Genomic DNA, 17467 nt, shown 5'->3' with positions numbered 1-17467 from the left:
TTGCCTTGTATGGAGGTATATACGTTCAGCCATAAATGAATGCTTTGCTTTTTTCGCATCATGTCTACCTTATTCAGGTGACTACAGCACCGGGGTTCCACCTCTTCCCATTCCGAACAGAGAAGTTAAGCCCGGTCACGCCGATGGTACTGCGTAACAGTGGGAGAGTAGGTAGTCGCCGTTTTTCAGAAGAAGCCTCCGTGTCTGATAAGGATACGGAGGCTTCGTTCGTTTTAGATACCTCCGGAACTGCTCCCCTTAATCCTTGCCATGCGTTGTTGTAGACGTATTTTCTGCTTCTTTTGTCATTCTTTTGTTATCATTACAGAACAAAGTTGGTGTAAAACGAGTTTTTTTTGGAAGAGCAAGAACTTTTCTTCCTTTCTTTCTATTCAATATCAAATGGATTTTTGTAAATTTGGCGTGAATCTAATAGGAAGGGAAAAAATCACGCAATTAATATTGTAATATAAATCATATAATAACTCCTGCAAATATGGAAAACAAGATTCAAGAGCTGACCGATAAGATCTACCGCGAAGGCGTAGAGAAAGGAAATGAAGAGGCACAGAAACTTATCGCAAAAGCTCAGGAAGAAGCCAAGAGAATTATAGAGGATGCACGTAAGGAAGCGGATTCTATCGTGGCTACCGCCCATAAGTCTGCCGATGAACTGGCAGAGAATACAAAATCTGAATTAAAGTTGTTTGCCGGTCAGGCTGTGAATGCTCTGAAGTCCGAAATCGCTACGTTGGTGACGGACAACATTGTGAATGCCGATGTAAAGGCATTTGCTGCAAACAAGAATTATCTTAATGCCTTCATCGTTGCATTGGCGTCCAAATGGAGTGTGAACGAACCAATCGTTATCTCTACTGCGGATGCGGAAGGCTTGACGAAATATTTCGCAGCGAAGGCGAAAGACCTGCTGGACAAGGGTGTGAAGATTGAGCAAGTGAATGGCATCAAAACCTTGTTCTCCGTATCGCCTGCCGATGGTTCGTACAAGGTGAACTTCGGCGAAGAAGAATTTATGAATTACTTCAAGGAATTCCTGCGTCCGCAATTAGTGGAAATGCTGTTCTAAAAACTCCCACAGGATTATGAGTAAATACTATTACTTGGTAGCCGGTTTGCCTGAACTTACTCTGGAAGACAGTAAACTGAGCTATACAGTAGCCGATTTCAGGACGGAACTATATCCTGCCTTGTCGGAAGATGATAAAAAGTTGATAGATTTGTTTTATCTGAAATTCGACAATGCGAATGTCTTGAAACTATTGAAGGATAAGGATGCTGCCATCGACCCGCGCGGAAACTATTCGTCGGAGGAACTGGCGGAATATATCTCACGACTGAAGGATGGCGACGAAGTCTCTGACAGTGTATTCCCATCTTATCTCTCCACGTTCATTTCCGAATACTTCAGCCTGCCTGCCGAGGACGGTTTCTTGTATGAAGACCGCCTGGCAGCGCTCTATTACGCCTATGCCATGGAATGTAAGAATCAGTTTGTGTCTTCCTGGTTTGGTTTCAACCTCACTCTCAATAATATATTGGTGGCGCTCACAGCACGTAAGTTCAAGCTGGACATTGCTCCGCTGATTGTGGGTGATACGGAAGTGTGCGAGGCTCTGCGTACTTCCAATGCCCGTGACTTCGGTCTGGGTACTGAGGTGGATTATCTGGAGCAGCTGGTGAAAATCAGTGAGATGGAGGAACTGGTGGACCGGGAAAAGAAGCTGGACCAGCTTCGCTGGGACTGGATGGAGGAGGCCACATTCTTCGATTACTTTACCGTGGAACGTCTGTTTGTCTTCCTGCTACAGCTGGAGATGATAGAACGGTGGATTTCGTTGGATAAAGAGAAGGGTAACCAACTGTTCCGCAGCATTATCGCTGCCTTGAAAGACGATGTGCAGATACCCGCAGAATTCAGATAAAATAAACAACTAAAAATATATGGCAACAAAAGGAACTGTTAGTGGCGTAATAGCCAACATGGTGACCCTCGTCGTCGACGGACCGGTAGCGCAGAATGAGATTTGTTATATCTCGACCGGAGGAGACAAGTTGATGGCGGAGGTGATTAAGGTAGTAGGTACCCAGGTCTACGTGCAGGTATTTGAGAGTACCCGCGGACTGAAAGTGGGGGCCGAAGCCGAGTTTACCGGACATATGCTCGAAGTGACACTGGGGCCCGGTATGCTTTCGAAGAACTACGACGGTCTGCAAAACGACCTCGACAAGATGGATGGCGTTTTCCTGAAACGCGGGCAATATACCTATCCGCTGGATAAAGGAAGCAAATGGCATTTTGTGCCTTTGGCAAAGGTGGGCGACCAAGTGGAAGCCGCTGCCTGGCTGGGACAAGTGGACGAGAACTTCCAGCCTCTGAAAATCATGGTGCCTTTTGAACAGAAAGGTGTGTGCACCGTGAAATCCATCGCAAAGGAAGGTGATTACAGCATTGAGGATACCATTGCAGTGCTGACGGATGGCGAAGGCAATGACATCCGGGTGAACATGATACAGAAATGGCCCGTGAAGCGTGCCATGACCAACTATAAGGAAAAACCGCGTCCTTTCAAACTGCTGGAAACCGGTGTGCGCGTAATCGATACCGTGAACCCGATTGTGGAAGGTGGTACGGGCTTTATCCCCGGTCCGTTCGGTACAGGAAAGACGGTACTACAGCATGCCATTTCAAAACAGGCGGAAGCGGACATCGTAATCATCGCTGCCTGCGGTGAGCGTGCCAACGAGGTTGTGGAAATCTTTACAGAATTCCCCGAATTGGTTGACCCGCATACGGGACGGAAGCTGATGGAACGTACGATTATCATCGCCAATACTTCGAACATGCCGGTGGCTGCCCGTGAGGCATCTGTCTACACGGCAATGACGATTGCGGAATACTACCGGAGCATGGGATTGAAGGTGCTGCTGATGGCGGACTCCACCTCACGTTGGGCGCAGGCATTGCGCGAGATGTCCAACCGTATGGAGGAGTTGCCCGGTCCCGATGCCTTCCCGATGGACTTGTCCTCCATCATCTCCAACTTCTACGGCCGTGCGGGTTATGTGAAGCTGAACAACGGCGAGTCCGGTTCCATTACTTTCATCGGTACGGTATCGCCTGCGGGCGGTAACCTGAAGGAGCCGGTAACCGAGAATACGAAGAAGGTGGCTCGCTGCTTCTATGCCCTTGAGCAGGACCGTGCTGACAAGAAGCGTTATCCTGCCGTAAATCCGATTGACTCGTATTCCAAATACATTGAATACCCTGAATTCGAGGAGTATATCACCAAGCACATCAACGGTGATTGGATTGGCAAGGTGAATGAAATCAAGACCCGTTTGCAGCGTGGTAAGGAGATTGCCGAGCAAATCAACATCCTGGGTGACGACGGCGTGCCCGTAGAATATCACGTGACTTTCTGGAAATCGGAACTGATTGACTTCGTTATCCTGCAGCAGGATGCCTTTGACGAAGTTGATGCCGTGACTCCGATGGAGCGTCAGGAGGAGATTCTGAATATGGTAATAGAAATCTGTCATACCGAATTTGAGTTCGACAACTTCAACGAAGTAATGGATTACTTCAAGAAGATGATTAACATCTGTAAGCAGATGAACTACTCGAAGTTTAAGTCGGAAGAATACGAGAAGTTCCATAAGCAGTTGCAGGAACTGGTTGAGGAACGTAAAGCCTAAGGATGTACTATGTGACTGTTTACAATTTACTATTTGCCTTGCGGATGCAGGTGTACGGAGGTTGTAGATAGGAAAATAGTAGAATAGGATGGCAGAGATTTAAATAGTAAATAGTAAATTGCTAAATTGTAAATAAATAGATGGCAACAAAAGCATTTCAAAAGATATATACCAAGATTACTCAGATTACGAAAGCTACGTGTTCGCTGAAGGCAACCGGAGTGGGGTATGACGAGTTGGCGACCGTAAACGGCAAACTTGCCCAGGTGGTGAAGATTGCCGGCGACGAAGTGACTTTGCAGGTGTTCGAGGGTACGGAAGGTATTCCCACCAATGCAGAGGTAGTATTCTTGGGCAAGGCTCCTACAATCAAAGTGAGCGAGCAGCTTGCCGGACGGTTCTTCAACGCCTTTGGCGACCCCATCGACGGTGGTCCGGCCATTGAAGGCGAGGAGGTGGAAATTGGCGGTCCGTCCGTGAATCCGGTGCGCCGTAAGCAGCCTTCGGAACTGATTGCAACCGGTATTGCAGGCATCGACCTGAACAATACGCTGGTGTCCGGACAGAAGATTCCGTTCTTTGCCGACCCCGACCAGCCCTTCAACCAGGTGATGGCGAATGTGGCTCTGCGTGCGGAGACTGACAAGATTATCCTTGGCGGTATGGGTATGACGAACGATGACTACCTCTACTTCAAGAACGTATTCTCCAATGCCGGTGCGCTCGACCGTATCGTCAGCTTTATGAATACCACCGAGAATCCTCCGGTAGAGCGTCTGCTGATTCCGGATATGGCACTGACGGCAGCCGAGTATTTCGCTGTGAACAATAATGAAAAGGTGCTGGTGCTGCTTACGGATATGACTTCCTACGCCGATGCGCTCGCCATCGTGTCCAACCGTATGGACCAGATTCCTTCGAAGGACTCCATGCCGGGTTCCCTTTATTCGGACTTGGCGAAAATATACGAAAAGGCGGTGCAATTCCCAAGCGGCGGTTCCATCACGATTATTGCGGTGACGACTCTGTCCGGTGGCGACATTACGCATGCCGTGCCCGACAATACGGGTTATATCACGGAAGGCCAGTTGTTCCTCCGTCGTGACAGCGACATCGGTAAGGTTATCGTTGACCCGTTCCGTTCCTTGTCCCGTCTGAAGCAGCTTGTTACGGGCAAAAAGACACGTAAGGACCATCCGCAGGTGATGAATGCCGCCGTACGTCTGTACGCCGATGCCGCCAACGCCAAAACCAAGCTTGAAAACGGTTTCGACCTGACGAACTACGACGAACGTACTCTTGCCTTTGCCAAGGACTACTCCAACCAGCTGCTGGCCATCGATGTCAACCTCGATACCACAGAGATGCTCGATGTGGCATGGAGTCTGTTCGGCAAGTATTTCCGTCCGGAAGAGGTGAATATCAAGAAAGAGCTTGTGGACCAGTTCTGGCCGAAAGCAAACTAAATAAATGTACGATTAGACGATTTACGGTTTACGATTGATATTACTGAAATTGTAAATCTGTAAATTGAGAAATTGAGTAGCTTCAGTCGTCTAATCGTAAATCGTTAAATCGTAAATAAAATGGCTATTAAGTTTCAATATAACAAAACCTCCCTCCAGCAGTTGGAAAAGCAACTGAAGGTGCGCGTGCGTACACTCCCCATCATCAAGAACAAGGAGAGTGCCCTGCGTATGGAAGTGAAGCGTTGCAAGGGCGATGCTGCCGCGCTGGATGCGAGGTTGGAAAAGGAAATCCAAGCTTACGAAGCCATGTTCGCCCTTTGGAATGAGTTCGACGCTTCATTGATAAAGGTCAGCGATGTTCATCTCGGTGTGAAGAAGATTGCCGGTGTACGGGTGCCATTGCTCGAGAATGTAGATTTCGAGATACGTCCCTACAGCTTGTTCAATGCGCCCAAATGGTATGCGGACGGGTTACATCTGCTCAAGTCGCTGGCACATACTGCCATCGAGCGTGAATTTATCGTTGCCAAGTTGAATTTGTTGGAACATGCGCGTAAAAAGACCACCCAGAAGGTGAATCTTTTTGAGAAAGTACAGATTCCGGGCTATCAGGATGCTCTGCGCAAAATCAAGCGGTTTATGGAAGACGAGGAGAACCTCTCCAAGTCATCGCAGAAAATCATGAAGTCCCATCAGGAGAAAAGGAAGGAGGCAGAGGCATGATTACGAAAATGAAGAAGCTCACGTTCCTTGTGTATCATAAGGAGTACGAAGCGTTTCTGGCACAGATCCGGGAACTGGGCGTGGTGCACGTTGTGGAAAGGCAGTGCGGCGAGATGGACGACACCTTGCAGCGATTCATGCAGAAGCGTACGCTCTACAAGAATATGCTTCAGAGCATGTACACCCTGGCGGACAAACAGCCGGAAGAAAAGGTGCATAAAGAGTTGTCTGCCGATGCTTTGGTGAAATCCTATGAGGATTTGCAGGCACGTATACAAGACTTGAACCAGCAGATTCCCGCCATTGACAAGGACGTGGCACAGATGGAGGCTTGGGGTGATTTCGATTGGGAATCCATCCGCCGGCTGGAAGATGCCGGCTGGTTCGTGCAGTTCTACACCTGCCCGGAGAAAGACTATAACGAAGCGTGGGCAGAGGACTACAATGCCATCGTGGTGAAAGAGAACGGCGGACATCTTTATTTTGTGACCGTCACTCCCCAGCCGGTAGAGCTGGATGTGGAACCGCTCCGTCTGCCTTCACTCAGCCTCTCCGAGCTGAGCCGGAAGAAAGCCGGTACGGAAGAAGCCCTTGTGCAGGCACATGCCGGGCTGAAAGACTTCTGCAAGGCGAATTACTGTACGTTGGAGAAATACAACCTCCAGCTTCAAGGAGAAATAGACCTGCTGAAAGTCAAGCTGAACAGCGAGCAGATGGCGGAAGGAGCCGTAGTGCTGATGGAAGGCTGGATTCCCGAAGACTGCGAGGCGGATGTGAGGAAACTTCTCGATGAAAACGGCACTTATTATGAGATAAGGGCGGCCAGACGCGAGGACAACGCTCCCATCAAGTTGAAAAACAACGCCTATACACGCATGTACGAAGTGCTTACAAAAATGTACGGCATGCCCGACTATGCAGAGTTCGACCCGACGCCAATACTTGCGCCGTTCTTCTCGCTCTTCTTTGCCTTCTGTATGGGAGACGCGGGCTACGGCTTGGTGCTGATAGCACTCGGGTTCATCCTGAAAAAGAAGATGTCCGAGTCCATGAAAGGCATGATGAATCTGGTGATTACGCTGGGTATATTCACGGCCGTCATCGGTGCCATACTGGGAACATTCTTCGGTGTAAGCCTCTTCGACCTGGAGATACCCGCCAAACTGAAGGAATTCATGATTGTGGGCAAGATAGGCGAGACCACCTATGACAAACAAATGCTGCTGGCGCTGATTATCGGTGCGGTACATATCTGTATTGCCATGACGGTGAAGGCAGTGGGGCAGACCGTGCGCTTCGGCTTCAAGGAGTCGCTCAGTGCCTGGGGATGGCTGTTGCTGGTAGTGGGATTTATCTGTACCGGCGGACTTTCCTTCTTCAAGATAATTTCGGAAGATGTGTCTACATGGGCATTCATCGTGATTGGCGGTGTTTCCGCCATTGGCATCTACCTGCTGAACAACATCCACCGGAATGTATTTGTCAACATCGGTGCCGGGGTATGGGACACCTATAACATGGCAACCGGACTGATGGGCGATATACTTTCCTACATCCGTCTCTATGCCCTCGGTCTGGCAGGCGGTATGCTTGGCGGCGTGTTCAATCAGCTTGCCTTCATGGTGAACGATGCGGCAGGACCTGCCCTGGGCTGGCTGTTCTGCGGACTGATACTGATATTCGGGCATACGCTGAATATCGCCATGTCTTGCCTGAGCGCTTTCGTCCATCCTCTCCGTCTGACATTCGTGGAATACTTCAAGAATTCCGGTTACGAAGGCAAGGGCGAAGCCTACAAACCTTTTACAGTAGTAAAGAAATAAACAAATTAAAAAACAAATAAAAATAGAAACATTATGAATGAAATTTTAGGTTATCTCGGTCTGGGCCTGATGTTGGCCCTTGCAGGAATTGGCAGTTGCTTCGGTACAACAATCGCCGGTAGTGCGGCAGAAGGAGCTTTGAAGAAAGACCCTTCCAAGTCAGCAAGTTATATGATTTTGTCGGCTCTTCCGGCTACGCAGGGACTTTACGGCTTCGTGGCTTTCCTGATGTCTATGGGCAGGGATTTTGCTACGGACGGCCCTTTGATGCTGGGTATCGGACTGGGTGTCGGGCTGGTATGTCTGTTCTCCGCTATCCGTCAGGGACAGATTTGTGCCAGCGGTATCGTGGGTATCTCACAAGGACACGACGTACAGACCAATACAATGATTTACGCCGCACTTCCTGAATTCTACGCTATTTTGGCGCTGGTAGCTGCATTGATGGTATAATCCGGATTATAAGAAAATAAGCTCCAGGGATTTACAACTGAAATCTCTGGAGCTTTTTGTTTAAATCCTTGGGGATTCAACTGAAAGCTCCAGGGATTCTCCGTCTAAACTTCGGGAAGTTTAGACGAAAAATGCAGGGATGGGCGAACCCATGAGGCTTTTGTGGCTAAACTATGATATTCCGTAAACGATTGTTTATGCATATTTAATCAGTTTTTTCGATTAAAAGGCTATTTTTCAAAGAATAATACGTACTTTTGCAGCCGTAATTAAGATAAAGAGATTATAACATAATATGACTAAAGAACTACTTACCCCCGATTACATCTTCGAAGCGAGCTGGGAAGTGTGTAATAAAGTAGGCGGTATCTATACGGTTTTGTCTACAAGGGCAAATACTTTACAGACTAAATTTCGCGATAGATTATTCTTTATAGGGCCGGATTTCTGGCAGGGAAAAGAGAACCCTTTGTTCATTGAGTCTGATAACCTTTGCGCAGCGTGGAAAAAATATGCTGCGTTGAAAGACAATCTCTCTGTTCGTGTAGGACGCTGGAACATTCCGGGGGAACCTATTGTTATATTGGTTGATTTCCAACCGTTCTTTGCAGAAAAAAATGAGATTTATACAGAGATGTGGAACCGCTATCAAGTGGATTCGCTGCATGGATATGGCGATTATGACGAAGCATCCATGTTTGCTTTCGCTACCGGAAAGGTGATAGAGAGTTTCTACCGCTATAATCTGACGGAAACAGACAAAGTGGTGTTCCAGGCACACGAGTGGATGACCGGTATGGCCGCCCTCTATCTTCAGTCTGCCGTTCCCGAGATAGGGACTATCTTCACCACACATGCCACGTCCATCGGCCGTTCCATAGCAGGCAACAATAAGCCGCTCTACGATTATCTCTTCGCTTACAACGGCGACCAGATGGCGGAGGAGTTGAATATGCAGTCTAAGCATTCCATAGAAAAGCAGACGGCTCATTATGTGGACTGCTTCACTACCGTGAGCGAAATCACAAACAACGAATGCAAGGAGTTGCTTGACAAGCCTGCGGACGTTGTGCTGATGAACGGTTTTGAAGATGATTTTGTACCGAAAGGCGCCACTTTCACGGGCAAGCGCAAACGTGCCCGTTCCACCATGTTGCGTGTGGCAAACTGCCTGCTGGGTGAGGACTTGGGTGATGATACGCTGATTATCGGTACCAGCGGACGCTATGAGTTCAAGAATAAGGGCATTGATGTGTTCCTGGAATCATTGAATAGGCTGAACCGGGATAAGGATTTGAAAAAGAAAGTATTGGCGTTTGTCAACGTGCCTAGTTGGGTGGGAGACCCCCGCGAGGATTTGCAGAAACGCCTTAAGAGCAAGGATAAGTTTACCGAGCCGTTACAGTGCCCTTTCATCACTCACTGGCTGCACAATATGACGCACGACCAGGTGCTGGATATGCTGAAATACCTCGGTATGGGCAATCGTCCCGAAGATAAGGTGAAAGTGATTTTTGTACCCTGCTATCAGGATGGCCACGACGGTATTCTCAACAAGCATTATTATGACTTGATTTTAGGCGAAGATCTTAGTGTTTATCCGTCTTATTACGAACCATGGGGATATACCCCGCTGGAAAGCGTGGCTTTCCGCGTGCCCACTATCACCACCGACCTTGCCGGTTTTGGACTTTGGGTGAACAGTCTGAAGAATCAGCATGGCATTGACGACGGAGTGGAGGTGCTGCACCGTTCGGATTACAATTATTCCGAAGTGGCAGACGGCATAAAGGATACCGTAGCCTTGTTCTCGACCAAGACAGAAGCCGAAATCAAGGAAATCCGTAAACGTGCAGGTCAGGTGGCAGAGCAGGCCTTATGGAAGCATTTTATAAAGTATTACTATGAGGCTTATGATATTGCGCTGTGCAACGCCATGAAGCGTCAATTAAGATAAAAGAATTATTAATCAATTAGTTATCATACAATGAAGATTAAAGTTAGTAATGTAAACACTCCTAACTGGAAAGACGTGAATGTGAAATCGCACATTCCTGCCGAACTGGAGAAACTGTCTGAACTGGCACGTAACATTTGGTGGTCATGGAATTATGAAGCCACCGAACTCTTCAGAGATCTTGAACCTGCCCTTTGGAAAGAAGTGGGACAGAACCCCGTACTTCTGCTGGAGCGTATGAGTTATGCCAAACTTGAAGCGCTTGCCAACGATAAGGTTATTCTGCGCAGAATGGAAGATGTATATTCAAAATTCCGTACATACATGGATGTGACGCCTGACAGCAAGCGCCCGTCTGTTGCCTATTTCAGCATGGAGTATGGTTTGAACCACGTACTTAAGATATATTCCGGTGGTCTGGGCGTACTTGCCGGTGACTATTTGAAAGAGGCTTCCGACAGTAACGTTGACTTGTGTGCAGTCGGTTTCTTGTATCGCTATGGTTACTTTACCCAAACCTTGTCTATGGACGGTCAGCAGATCGCCAACTACGAGGCGCAAAACTTCGGACAGTTACCCATCGATCGTGTATTGGACGAGAATGGACAACAAGTGGTGGTGGATGTTCCTTATCTGGATTACTACGTGCATGCTTATGTGTGGAGAGTAAATGTAGGACGCATCTCCCTCTATCTGCTTGATACAGACAATGAAATGAACAGTGAGTTCGACCGTTCCATCACTCACCAACTGTATGGCGGTGACTGGGAAAACCGTCTGAAGCAGGAGATTTTGTTGGGTATCGGCGGTATTCTGACGCTGAAGAAGCTGGGCATCAAGAAAGATATTTATCACTGCAACGAAGGACATGCTGCTTTGATCAACGTACAGCGCATCTGTGACTACGTGGCCGAAGGTCTGACTTACGACCAGGCTATCGAGTTGGTACGTGCTTCCTCTCTCTATACTGTACATACTCCGGTTCCTGCCGGTCACGACTACTTCGACGAAGGTCTTTTCGGCAAGTACATGGGCGGCTATCCTTCAAGAATGGGTATCAGCTGGGATGACCTGATGGACCTCGGACGTAACAATCCGGGCGACAAGGGCGAGCGTTTCTGTATGTCTGTATTCGCTTGCAACACTTCTCAAGAGGTGAACGGTGTGAGCTGGTTGCACGGGAAGGTTTCCCAGGAGATGTTCGCTTCCATCTGGAAGGGCTACTTCCCCGAAGAAAGTCATGTGGGCTACGTTACCAACGGTGTACACTTCCCCACTTGGAGCGCTACGGAGTGGAAACATCTCTATGCTGCGCATTTTGATGAAAACTTCCTCTACGACCAGTCCAACCCCAAGATTTGGGAGGCTATCTATAACGTGTCCGACGAAGAAATTTGGAAGACGCGCATGGTGATGAAGAACAAACTGATTGACTATGTCCGCAAGCAATACCGTGAAACTTGGTTGAAGAATCAAGGTGATCCCTCACGCATCGTTTCCCTGCTGGACAAAATCAATCCGAATGCCCTGCTGGTAGGTTTCGGACGCCGTTTCGCCACCTACAAGCGTGCACACTTACTGTTCACCGACCTCGATCGTCTGTCCAAGATCGTGAATAACCCTGACTATCCGGTACAGTTCCTTTTCACTGGCAAGGCTCACCCGCACGATGGTGCAGGTCAGGGCTTGATTAAGAGAATCATCGAGATTTCCCGCCGTCCGGAGTTCCTGGGTAAGATTATCTTCCTGGAAAATTATGATATGCAGTTGGCACGTCGCCTCGTTTCAGGTGTGGATATCTGGCTGAACACTCCGACACGTCCGCTCGAAGCATCCGGTACTTCCGGCGAGAAGGCGTTGATGAACGGTGTTGTAAACTTCTCCGTACTCGACGGCTGGTGGCTGGAGGGCTATCGCGAAGGTGCCGGTTGGGCATTGACCGAAAAGCGTACTTACCAGAATCAGGAACATCAGGACCAACTCGATGCCGCTACTATCTACAGCATTCTTGAGCAGGAAATTCTGCCGTTGTTCTATGCACGCAACAAGAAGGGATATTCTGAAGGTTGGGTGAAGACTATCAAAAACTCCATCGCACAGATTGCCCCCCACTATACAATGAAGCGCCAGTTGGATGACTATTACGATAAGTTCTACATCAAGGAAGCCAAACGTTTCAAGATGCTGGCTGCCGACGGTTATGCCAAGGCTAAGGAAATAGCTGCCTGGAAGGAAGAAGTTGCCGAAAAATGGGACAGCATTGAAGTGGTGTCTTGCGAAAAGACTGAAGACCTGGTGAAAGGCTCCATCGAGAGCGGTAAGGAATACACCATTACTTACGTTATCGACGAGAAGGGCTTGAACGATGCCATCGGTCTGGAACTGGTGACTACTTATACGGCTCAGGATGGCAAACAGCACGTTTACTCCGTAGAACCGTTCAATGTAGTGAAGAAAGAAGGTACCCTCTATACATTCCAGGCTAAGCACAAGTTGGAAAATGCGGGTAGCTTCAAGGTTTCTTACCGTATGTTCCCGAAGAATGCAGACCTGCCTCACCGTCAAGACTTCTGCTATGTTCGCTGGTTCGTATAAGAGCATAAAAAACAGATAATGTGTTTGCGATATGGCAGAACACATTGTCTGTTCAGATGAAAGATATCATCTGCATGATGCAGGCAGACCATCCGTTTACTTTAAACGGATGGTCTGTTTCTTTTCTAGAGCTTGCTTTTTATTTCGGCTGTCCAGGCGTCAATGCGTTCGGCGGTTTTGTCACTCTCGTTCACTTCGTCGAGGGGAAGTCCTACGAATGCATCGTTTACCACGGCGATGGAAGAGGAGAAGGAATACCCGTCCGTGCTGACTTTGTTGCCCAAGAAGGTACACCCACTATCCTTCAAGTCCTCGTAGAGTACTCCGATGCCGTCGCAGAATGTGTCGCAGTAGGATTCGGAGTCGCCGCAACCGAATAGGGCTACGAGCTTCATGGAAAGGTCGGTGCTCTTCAGTACTTTTACGCCGTCATACCAGTCGTCCTGCAGTTCGCCGTCTCCCCAAGTGGAGGTACCTAGAACCAGCACTTCATATTCCTTGATTTTATCGGCGGTCATCTTGTCAACACTATGTACGTCGGTGGAGGAAACTCCCAACTTTTTGGCTATCTGGTTAGCCAACTCTTCGCAGGTTCCGGTACTGGAACCATAAAAAACACCAGTCTTTTTCATTGTAAATAAAGTGATTAAATTGTTTGCTGCAAAGTAAAGGCTTTGCCGGAGAACGTGAAATACCTACATGTAGGGCTTTTAGTGTTGTGCCGCTCCCCATTTCGGGTTAGCTTGTGGCGTGGTTTATAGAGGTCGTGGCTACCTACTAATTGGGATGGCAGACTCTCTTTTTGATGAAAAGTAGGTATTGCCGGATTGTTAAAAATGAAGGACATTTGTACCGGTAATAATAGACAAGTGTTTATGGTTAGATTCGTACATTCCACTCATTCGCAATTCCATCCTTCCGTGGCTGGTAAGTGGCTGGTGTGGGGGACTTTGATGATGCTTCTTGCGGGGGTGGCTATCATTGTTTTTTCGGTATTCTCGCATGATGCACTCGATGCGTGCTGTAATTGCATAATCTGTACTTTCAACCGTGTCCCGAAGGAAGGGGAATATTTGTATAACCGCTACCTGCCGGTCATCAGCATGGTGTGGGTGGCGTTTCTGATACTTTTGGTATATGTGGTCCGCTATTGCATGAACAAGAGGAGGTAGCCGGGTGTTCTATAGGTAAAACTGAAAGGAGACTATATGAAAAAGATTGTTTTGCTTCGCCACGGCGAGAGTGCATGGAATAAGGAAAACCGCTTCACGGGGTGGACGGATGTTGATTTGACAGAGAAAGGCGTTGCTGAAGCTGTAAGAGCGGGTGAGCTGCTGGCAGAAAAGGGATTCCGCTTCAAGAAGGCGTATACTTCCTATCTGAAGCGTGCCGTGAAGACACTGGATTGTGTGCTGGACCGCCTCGACCAGGACTGGATTCCGGTGGAGAAATCGTGGAGGTTGAATGAGAAACACTACGGCCAGTTGCAAGGGCTGAACAAGGCAGAGACGGCTGCCAAGTACGGTGACGAGCAGGTGTTGGTATGGCGCCGGAGCTTTGATGTGGCTCCGCATGCATTGGCCGAGGATGACCCGCGTAATCCGCGTTTTGAGGACCGTTATCAAGAAGTGCCCGATGCCGAACTGCCCCGTACGGAGTCGTTGAAAGATACGATTGAGCGTATCATGCCTTACTGGAAATGTGTCATCTTCCCGAATCTGAAGACGGCCGACGAATTGCTGGTAGTGGCTCATGGCAATAGCCTGCGGGGTATTATCAAGCATCTGAAGCATATTTCGGACGATGAAATTGTGCATCTGAACCTGCCTACGGCGGTGCCCTACGTCTTTGAGTTTGACGATGAGCTGAACTTGACGAAAGACTATTTCTTGGGTGATCCCGAGGAGATAAAGAAATTGATGGAGGCTGTGGCCAATCAGGGAAAGAAGAAATGATTTTGGCGCGCGGAAGCGCGCTATTTCTTTATCCTCTCATTCCATGGAGCAGCGTCATGCTGAGCAGTACCCCGACCACTATACAGATGAGGATAAGGAAACAGTTCATGAGCCGTGCGCCCAGCTTGGTTTCCTTGTGCAAGTTCTGTTCAAAGTAGTTCTTGAAGAACAGATAGATGGCAGGCACGGTGGCGCTTGCCAGTAGCAGGTCTTCGGGAATCTTGTAGATGTAGACTTTGGAAAAGGCGATGAGCGCCCAGTGGCAAAGGAACAGAATGACGAGCAGGTTGACCCTGCGCGAGAAAGCCAGCAGCAGCCCGATGGTGAAAACTGCTACCGAGCAGGGCATCACGGTGGTGGTCATCATGGGAAATTCCATTCCGCGTGCCCACGAAAGGAGCGGGTAGAGGAAAGGCATTGCATAGAGTACCCCCACCAGTACCTTGTATTTCGGGTTGCGCTCGAACGGAGTGTAGCCGGTAAACAAATCCCATAGCCACAACACTGCAATCACTCCCCAGAAGATGGCGAGTATATGGTGGTGTCCGCGCGCTCCGCAATACATCATGTAGTACACGATGGATATCCACCCGTTCAGAAATACCATGTAGATTTTCATGGAGCGTTTTGCCCATAAGGTCGGTTTCCGGTAGAGCTGCGTGGTGAGCAGGATACCTGCTGCGGTGATGAGGAGCTGTGTCCACCAGGTGGCCTCGTTGTATTGTGCGATAGTATTCCAGAATATTTCCATTTGTGTCCATTAAAAAAACGGCTGCAAAGGTAGAGTTTTCTGCCGAAAGAATGAAATCGTTTTCTACATTTTGCCTATCTTTGTGCCTCCAAAAAAATAGGTAAAAAGATTCATGGATAAGACTTTGACTGAACAAGAGATTGCCCTGCTGCGCAGGAAACTCGATTTATTGCTTCGTACCGGACAGCTGCTGGTGGAGAGTGCGGCTGATACAAACCGTGTTGTTCGTAACCTGAACCGTGTTGCCGCCTATCTGGGGCTGCCGGAAGAAAAGCTCCACATCGACGTAAGTTATACCATGCTGGTGGTGAATGTGAGCGACGGCCTGCATTCGTTCTCCAAATTCCAGAAATGCGAAAAGCATGGCATCAACATGACTGCCATTTCCGAAATCAGCAAACTGTCCTGGCGGGCTATTGAGAATGACTATTCCCTCGACCAGTATGAGGAGGAACTGGAAAGAATCAAAAACAAGAAGCGGAACTATGTGCCATACGTTGTTGCCATCGGTGCCGGCTTTGCCTGCGGAGGTTTCTGCAAACTGTTCGGTGGTGACTGGATGGCGTTTCTGTTTACCTCTATCTGCGCTTTTGCCGGTTTCCGCGTCCGTGCCCGTTGCATGGAGTTCGGCATCAATCACTATATGAGTATTGCCATTGCCGCATTGATTTCTACCTGTCTGGCCTATGTGTCTTCGTTTGCCGGGCTCTCGGAAACTCCCTATCATCCGTTGTTGGCGTGTGCACTGTTCATCGTTCCGGGGGTGCCGCTGATAAACTTTGTGGATGATATGATTGACAATTATATCCAGGTGGGCATTGTGCGGGCTGTGAATACGGTGCTGATGGTCTGTGCAATGGCCTTCGGCATTGTAATAGCCATGCGCCTGCTGACGGTGGAGGATGTCGTGATTGACAAGAAGTTCAGCGAATTGAGTATGGTGCCTCATGACAGTTATCTGGTGTATGCCATTGCGGCGGCGATAGCTGCCATGGGATTTTCCATGATATTCAACATACAGCGGCGCTTGTTGTGGGTTGTTGCGGTGGGCGGTATCATTGCCGTTTGTACGCGTAACTTTGTCAATTTCGAATTGGGTTACGGACCGGTGATAGGTTCGTTCATGGGCAGCATGGTTGTCAGCCTGATAGCCGTGAAGGCAGTGCATTGGTTCCATGTTCCCAATCACGTACTGACGATTCCTTCTGTCATCCCGATGATTCCGGGAGTGCTGATGTATCGTGCACTTTTCGGGCTTATCAATATGCACGGTGTGGTAGGCGAGGTGACGGCGGTTGTTTCCAACGGCATCACGGCTTCACTGATTATTCTCTGCATAGCGCTGGGGGTAGCGGTGCCCAATATTTTTGCCCGCCGGTATATCGCCAAGGATAGGCAGCGCTTTCTTCAGGAGGAGCTGCAGAAGCGCAGGGAAAGAGGGAAATTTATAGAATGGTGATGTAGGTATCCCGTCATTCGGAGCGAAGCGAAGAATGACGGGATACTTTTTTAAATGCCCTTTTGGGGATTATAGTGGTAAATTACGGTTTCCCCCTTTTGCAGGGATGTCTGTACGTCAATCAGACGCTGGTTGCGGCTTCCCCGGAAATAGAGTTCCTCATCCCTCAGTTCTTTCTTGAATTTGCCGTCCACCAGTACGTCGATGTACTTCAGCAGTTGGGCTTGGCGCGGGTTGCGCAGTAGCTTTTCGAAAGTATAGCCCGTATAGCACCAGATGTTTTTCCGGCTCCGCTCCTTGATGGCATGCGCCAGTTGGGTGAATCCTTCCGGCTGGAACATCGGGTCTCCACCACTGAAGGTGACGTCTGCAAAGTTGTCGGCAAGGACTTTTTCCAGAATCTCTTCCGTACTCATCCAGTGCCCGCGGTTGATGTCCCACGACTCCGGATTGTGGCAACCGGGACAACCGTTGGGGCATCCGGCAGCATAAATGGCGGTCCGGAAGCCCGGACCGTCTACTGTGGTATCTTCTAAAATGTCGAGAATAGAAAGCATGAGTAGGG

The 17467-nt window shown here is 48.8% G+C and carries 15 protein-coding genes and 1 rRNA gene; 13 read left to right on the top strand and 3 right to left on the bottom strand.

What is annotated here, in order from left to right:
- The first annotated feature begins 73 nt into the window (after positions 1-73).
- From rrf to EYA81_RS01195, 10 genes are all read left to right on the top strand, one after another.
- Positions 74-184: ribosomal RNA gene (gene rrf / locus EYA81_RS01245) — 5S ribosomal RNA — on the top strand.
- 312 nt (positions 185-496) lie between these two features.
- Positions 497-1087 carry a hypothetical protein gene (locus EYA81_RS01235; protein WP_117601385.1) on the top strand — a complete coding sequence of 197 codons (591 nt, stop codon included), beginning with the start codon at positions 497-499 and terminating at the stop codon, positions 1085-1087.
- A 16-nt stretch (positions 1088-1103) separates the two neighbouring features.
- The gene (locus tag EYA81_RS01230; protein ID WP_117601384.1) at positions 1104-1943 is read left to right on the top strand and encodes a DUF2764 domain-containing protein; all 840 of its coding nucleotides are present in this window, start codon (positions 1104-1106) and stop codon (positions 1941-1943) included.
- 19 nt (positions 1944-1962) lie between these two features.
- A complete protein-coding gene (locus tag EYA81_RS01225; protein WP_117601383.1) occupies positions 1963-3717 on the top strand; it encodes a V-type ATP synthase subunit A in 1755 nt (584 codons plus the stop codon).
- Positions 3718-3857: 140 nt separating this feature from the next.
- The gene (locus EYA81_RS01220; protein WP_005827389.1) at positions 3858-5183 is read left to right on the top strand and encodes a V-type ATP synthase subunit B; all 1326 of its coding nucleotides are present in this window, start codon (positions 3858-3860) and stop codon (positions 5181-5183) included.
- A gap of 120 nt (positions 5184-5303) precedes the next feature.
- On the top strand, positions 5304-5909 hold the full coding sequence (locus EYA81_RS01215) for a V-type ATP synthase subunit D (protein WP_117601382.1): 606 nt from the start codon (positions 5304-5306) through the stop codon (positions 5907-5909).
- Positions 5906-7732, top strand: a complete 1827-nt coding sequence (locus EYA81_RS01210) for a V-type ATP synthase subunit I (protein WP_117601381.1) — start codon at positions 5906-5908, stop codon at positions 7730-7732. Before EYA81_RS01215 ends, EYA81_RS01210 begins: the two co-directional genes overlap by 4 nt.
- A 33-nt stretch (positions 7733-7765) precedes the next feature.
- The gene (locus tag EYA81_RS01205) at positions 7766-8185 is read left to right on the top strand and encodes an ATPase (RefSeq protein WP_005827396.1); all 420 of its coding nucleotides are present in this window, start codon (positions 7766-7768) and stop codon (positions 8183-8185) included.
- A gap of 295 nt (positions 8186-8480) precedes the next feature.
- On the top strand, positions 8481-10142 hold the full coding sequence (locus tag EYA81_RS01200) for a glycogen/starch synthase (RefSeq protein ID WP_117601379.1): 1662 nt from the start codon (positions 8481-8483) through the stop codon (positions 10140-10142).
- A 30-nt stretch (positions 10143-10172) separates the two neighbouring features.
- Positions 10173-12737: a glycosyltransferase family 1 protein gene (locus EYA81_RS01195; RefSeq protein ID WP_131225284.1), complete on the top strand. Its 2565-nt coding sequence runs from the start codon at positions 10173-10175 to the stop codon at positions 12735-12737.
- 125 nt (positions 12738-12862) lie between these two features.
- Here EYA81_RS01195 and fldA read toward each other — a convergent pair whose 3' ends face one another.
- Positions 12863-13369 carry a flavodoxin FldA gene (fldA, locus tag EYA81_RS01190; RefSeq protein WP_131225283.1) on the bottom strand — a complete coding sequence of 169 codons (507 nt, stop codon included), beginning with the start codon at positions 13367-13369 and terminating at the stop codon, positions 12863-12865.
- 243 nt (positions 13370-13612) lie between these two features.
- Between fldA and EYA81_RS01185 the strand changes: the two genes are divergently transcribed.
- Together EYA81_RS01185 and gpmA are read left to right on the top strand one after the other, a co-directional pair.
- Positions 13613-13909: a hypothetical protein gene (locus EYA81_RS01185; protein ID WP_005837364.1), complete on the top strand. Its 297-nt coding sequence runs from the start codon at positions 13613-13615 to the stop codon at positions 13907-13909.
- Positions 13910-13945: 36 nt separating this feature from the next.
- Positions 13946-14692: a 2,3-diphosphoglycerate-dependent phosphoglycerate mutase gene (gpmA, locus tag EYA81_RS01180; protein WP_005827407.1), complete on the top strand. Its 747-nt coding sequence runs from the start codon at positions 13946-13948 to the stop codon at positions 14690-14692.
- A gap of 28 nt (positions 14693-14720) precedes the next feature.
- On the opposite strand, the gene EYA81_RS01175 is transcribed toward gpmA, so the two are convergent.
- Positions 14721-15443, bottom strand: coding sequence for a DUF6064 family protein (locus EYA81_RS01175; protein ID WP_057256453.1), 723 nt, complete (start codon positions 15441-15443; stop codon positions 14721-14723).
- A gap of 112 nt (positions 15444-15555) precedes the next feature.
- Between EYA81_RS01175 and EYA81_RS01170 the strand changes: the two genes are divergently transcribed.
- Positions 15556-16902, top strand: a complete 1347-nt coding sequence (locus EYA81_RS01170) for a threonine/serine exporter ThrE family protein (protein ID WP_005827410.1) — start codon at positions 15556-15558, stop codon at positions 16900-16902.
- A gap of 50 nt (positions 16903-16952) precedes the next feature.
- Here the strand turns inward: EYA81_RS01170 and nrdG are convergent, their stop codons facing one another.
- A complete protein-coding gene (nrdG, locus tag EYA81_RS01165) occupies positions 16953-17459 on the bottom strand; it encodes an anaerobic ribonucleoside-triphosphate reductase activating protein (RefSeq protein ID WP_117601373.1) in 507 nt (168 codons plus the stop codon).
- Positions 17460-17467 lie beyond the last annotated feature (8 nt).

Source organism: Bacteroides sp. A1C1 (assembly GCF_004328515.1).
Lineage (GTDB): Bacteria > Bacteroidota > Bacteroidia > Bacteroidales > Bacteroidaceae > Bacteroides > Bacteroides uniformis.
The sequence above is the reverse complement of the archived record's forward strand: the minus strand, read 5'-3'. Positions and strand labels throughout refer to the sequence as shown.

What these genes read in the sequence shown, in the direction of transcription:
- EYA81_RS01200 (WP_117601379.1), top strand. Translation starts at nt 8,481, where the DNA reads ATGACTAAAGAACTACTTACCCCCGATTACATCTTCGAAGCGAGCTGG.
- fldA (WP_131225283.1), bottom strand. Translation starts at nt 13,369, where the DNA reads ATGAAAAAGACTGGTGTTTTTTATGGTTCCAGTACCGGAACCTGCGAA.
- gpmA (WP_005827407.1), top strand. Translation starts at nt 13,946, where the DNA reads ATGAAAAAGATTGTTTTGCTTCGCCACGGCGAGAGTGCATGGAATAAG.
- EYA81_RS01185 (WP_005837364.1), top strand. Translation starts at nt 13,613, where the DNA reads ATGGTTAGATTCGTACATTCCACTCATTCGCAATTCCATCCTTCCGTG.
- EYA81_RS01170 (WP_005827410.1), top strand. Translation starts at nt 15,556, where the DNA reads ATGGATAAGACTTTGACTGAACAAGAGATTGCCCTGCTGCGCAGGAAA.
- EYA81_RS01205 (WP_005827396.1), top strand. Translation starts at nt 7,766, where the DNA reads ATGAATGAAATTTTAGGTTATCTCGGTCTGGGCCTGATGTTGGCCCTT.
- EYA81_RS01215 (WP_117601382.1), top strand. Translation starts at nt 5,304, where the DNA reads ATGGCTATTAAGTTTCAATATAACAAAACCTCCCTCCAGCAGTTGGAA.
- EYA81_RS01225 (WP_117601383.1), top strand. Translation starts at nt 1,963, where the DNA reads ATGGCAACAAAAGGAACTGTTAGTGGCGTAATAGCCAACATGGTGACC.
- nrdG (WP_117601373.1), bottom strand. Translation starts at nt 17,459, where the DNA reads ATGCTTTCTATTCTCGACATTTTAGAAGATACCACAGTAGACGGTCCG.
- EYA81_RS01210 (WP_117601381.1), top strand. Translation starts at nt 5,906, where the DNA reads ATGATTACGAAAATGAAGAAGCTCACGTTCCTTGTGTATCATAAGGAG.
- EYA81_RS01195 (WP_131225284.1), top strand. Translation starts at nt 10,173, where the DNA reads ATGAAGATTAAAGTTAGTAATGTAAACACTCCTAACTGGAAAGACGTG.
- EYA81_RS01235 (WP_117601385.1), top strand. Translation starts at nt 497, where the DNA reads ATGGAAAACAAGATTCAAGAGCTGACCGATAAGATCTACCGCGAAGGC.
- EYA81_RS01230 (WP_117601384.1), top strand. Translation starts at nt 1,104, where the DNA reads ATGAGTAAATACTATTACTTGGTAGCCGGTTTGCCTGAACTTACTCTG.
- EYA81_RS01220 (WP_005827389.1), top strand. Translation starts at nt 3,858, where the DNA reads ATGGCAACAAAAGCATTTCAAAAGATATATACCAAGATTACTCAGATT.
- EYA81_RS01175 (WP_057256453.1), bottom strand. Translation starts at nt 15,443, where the DNA reads ATGGAAATATTCTGGAATACTATCGCACAATACAACGAGGCCACCTGG.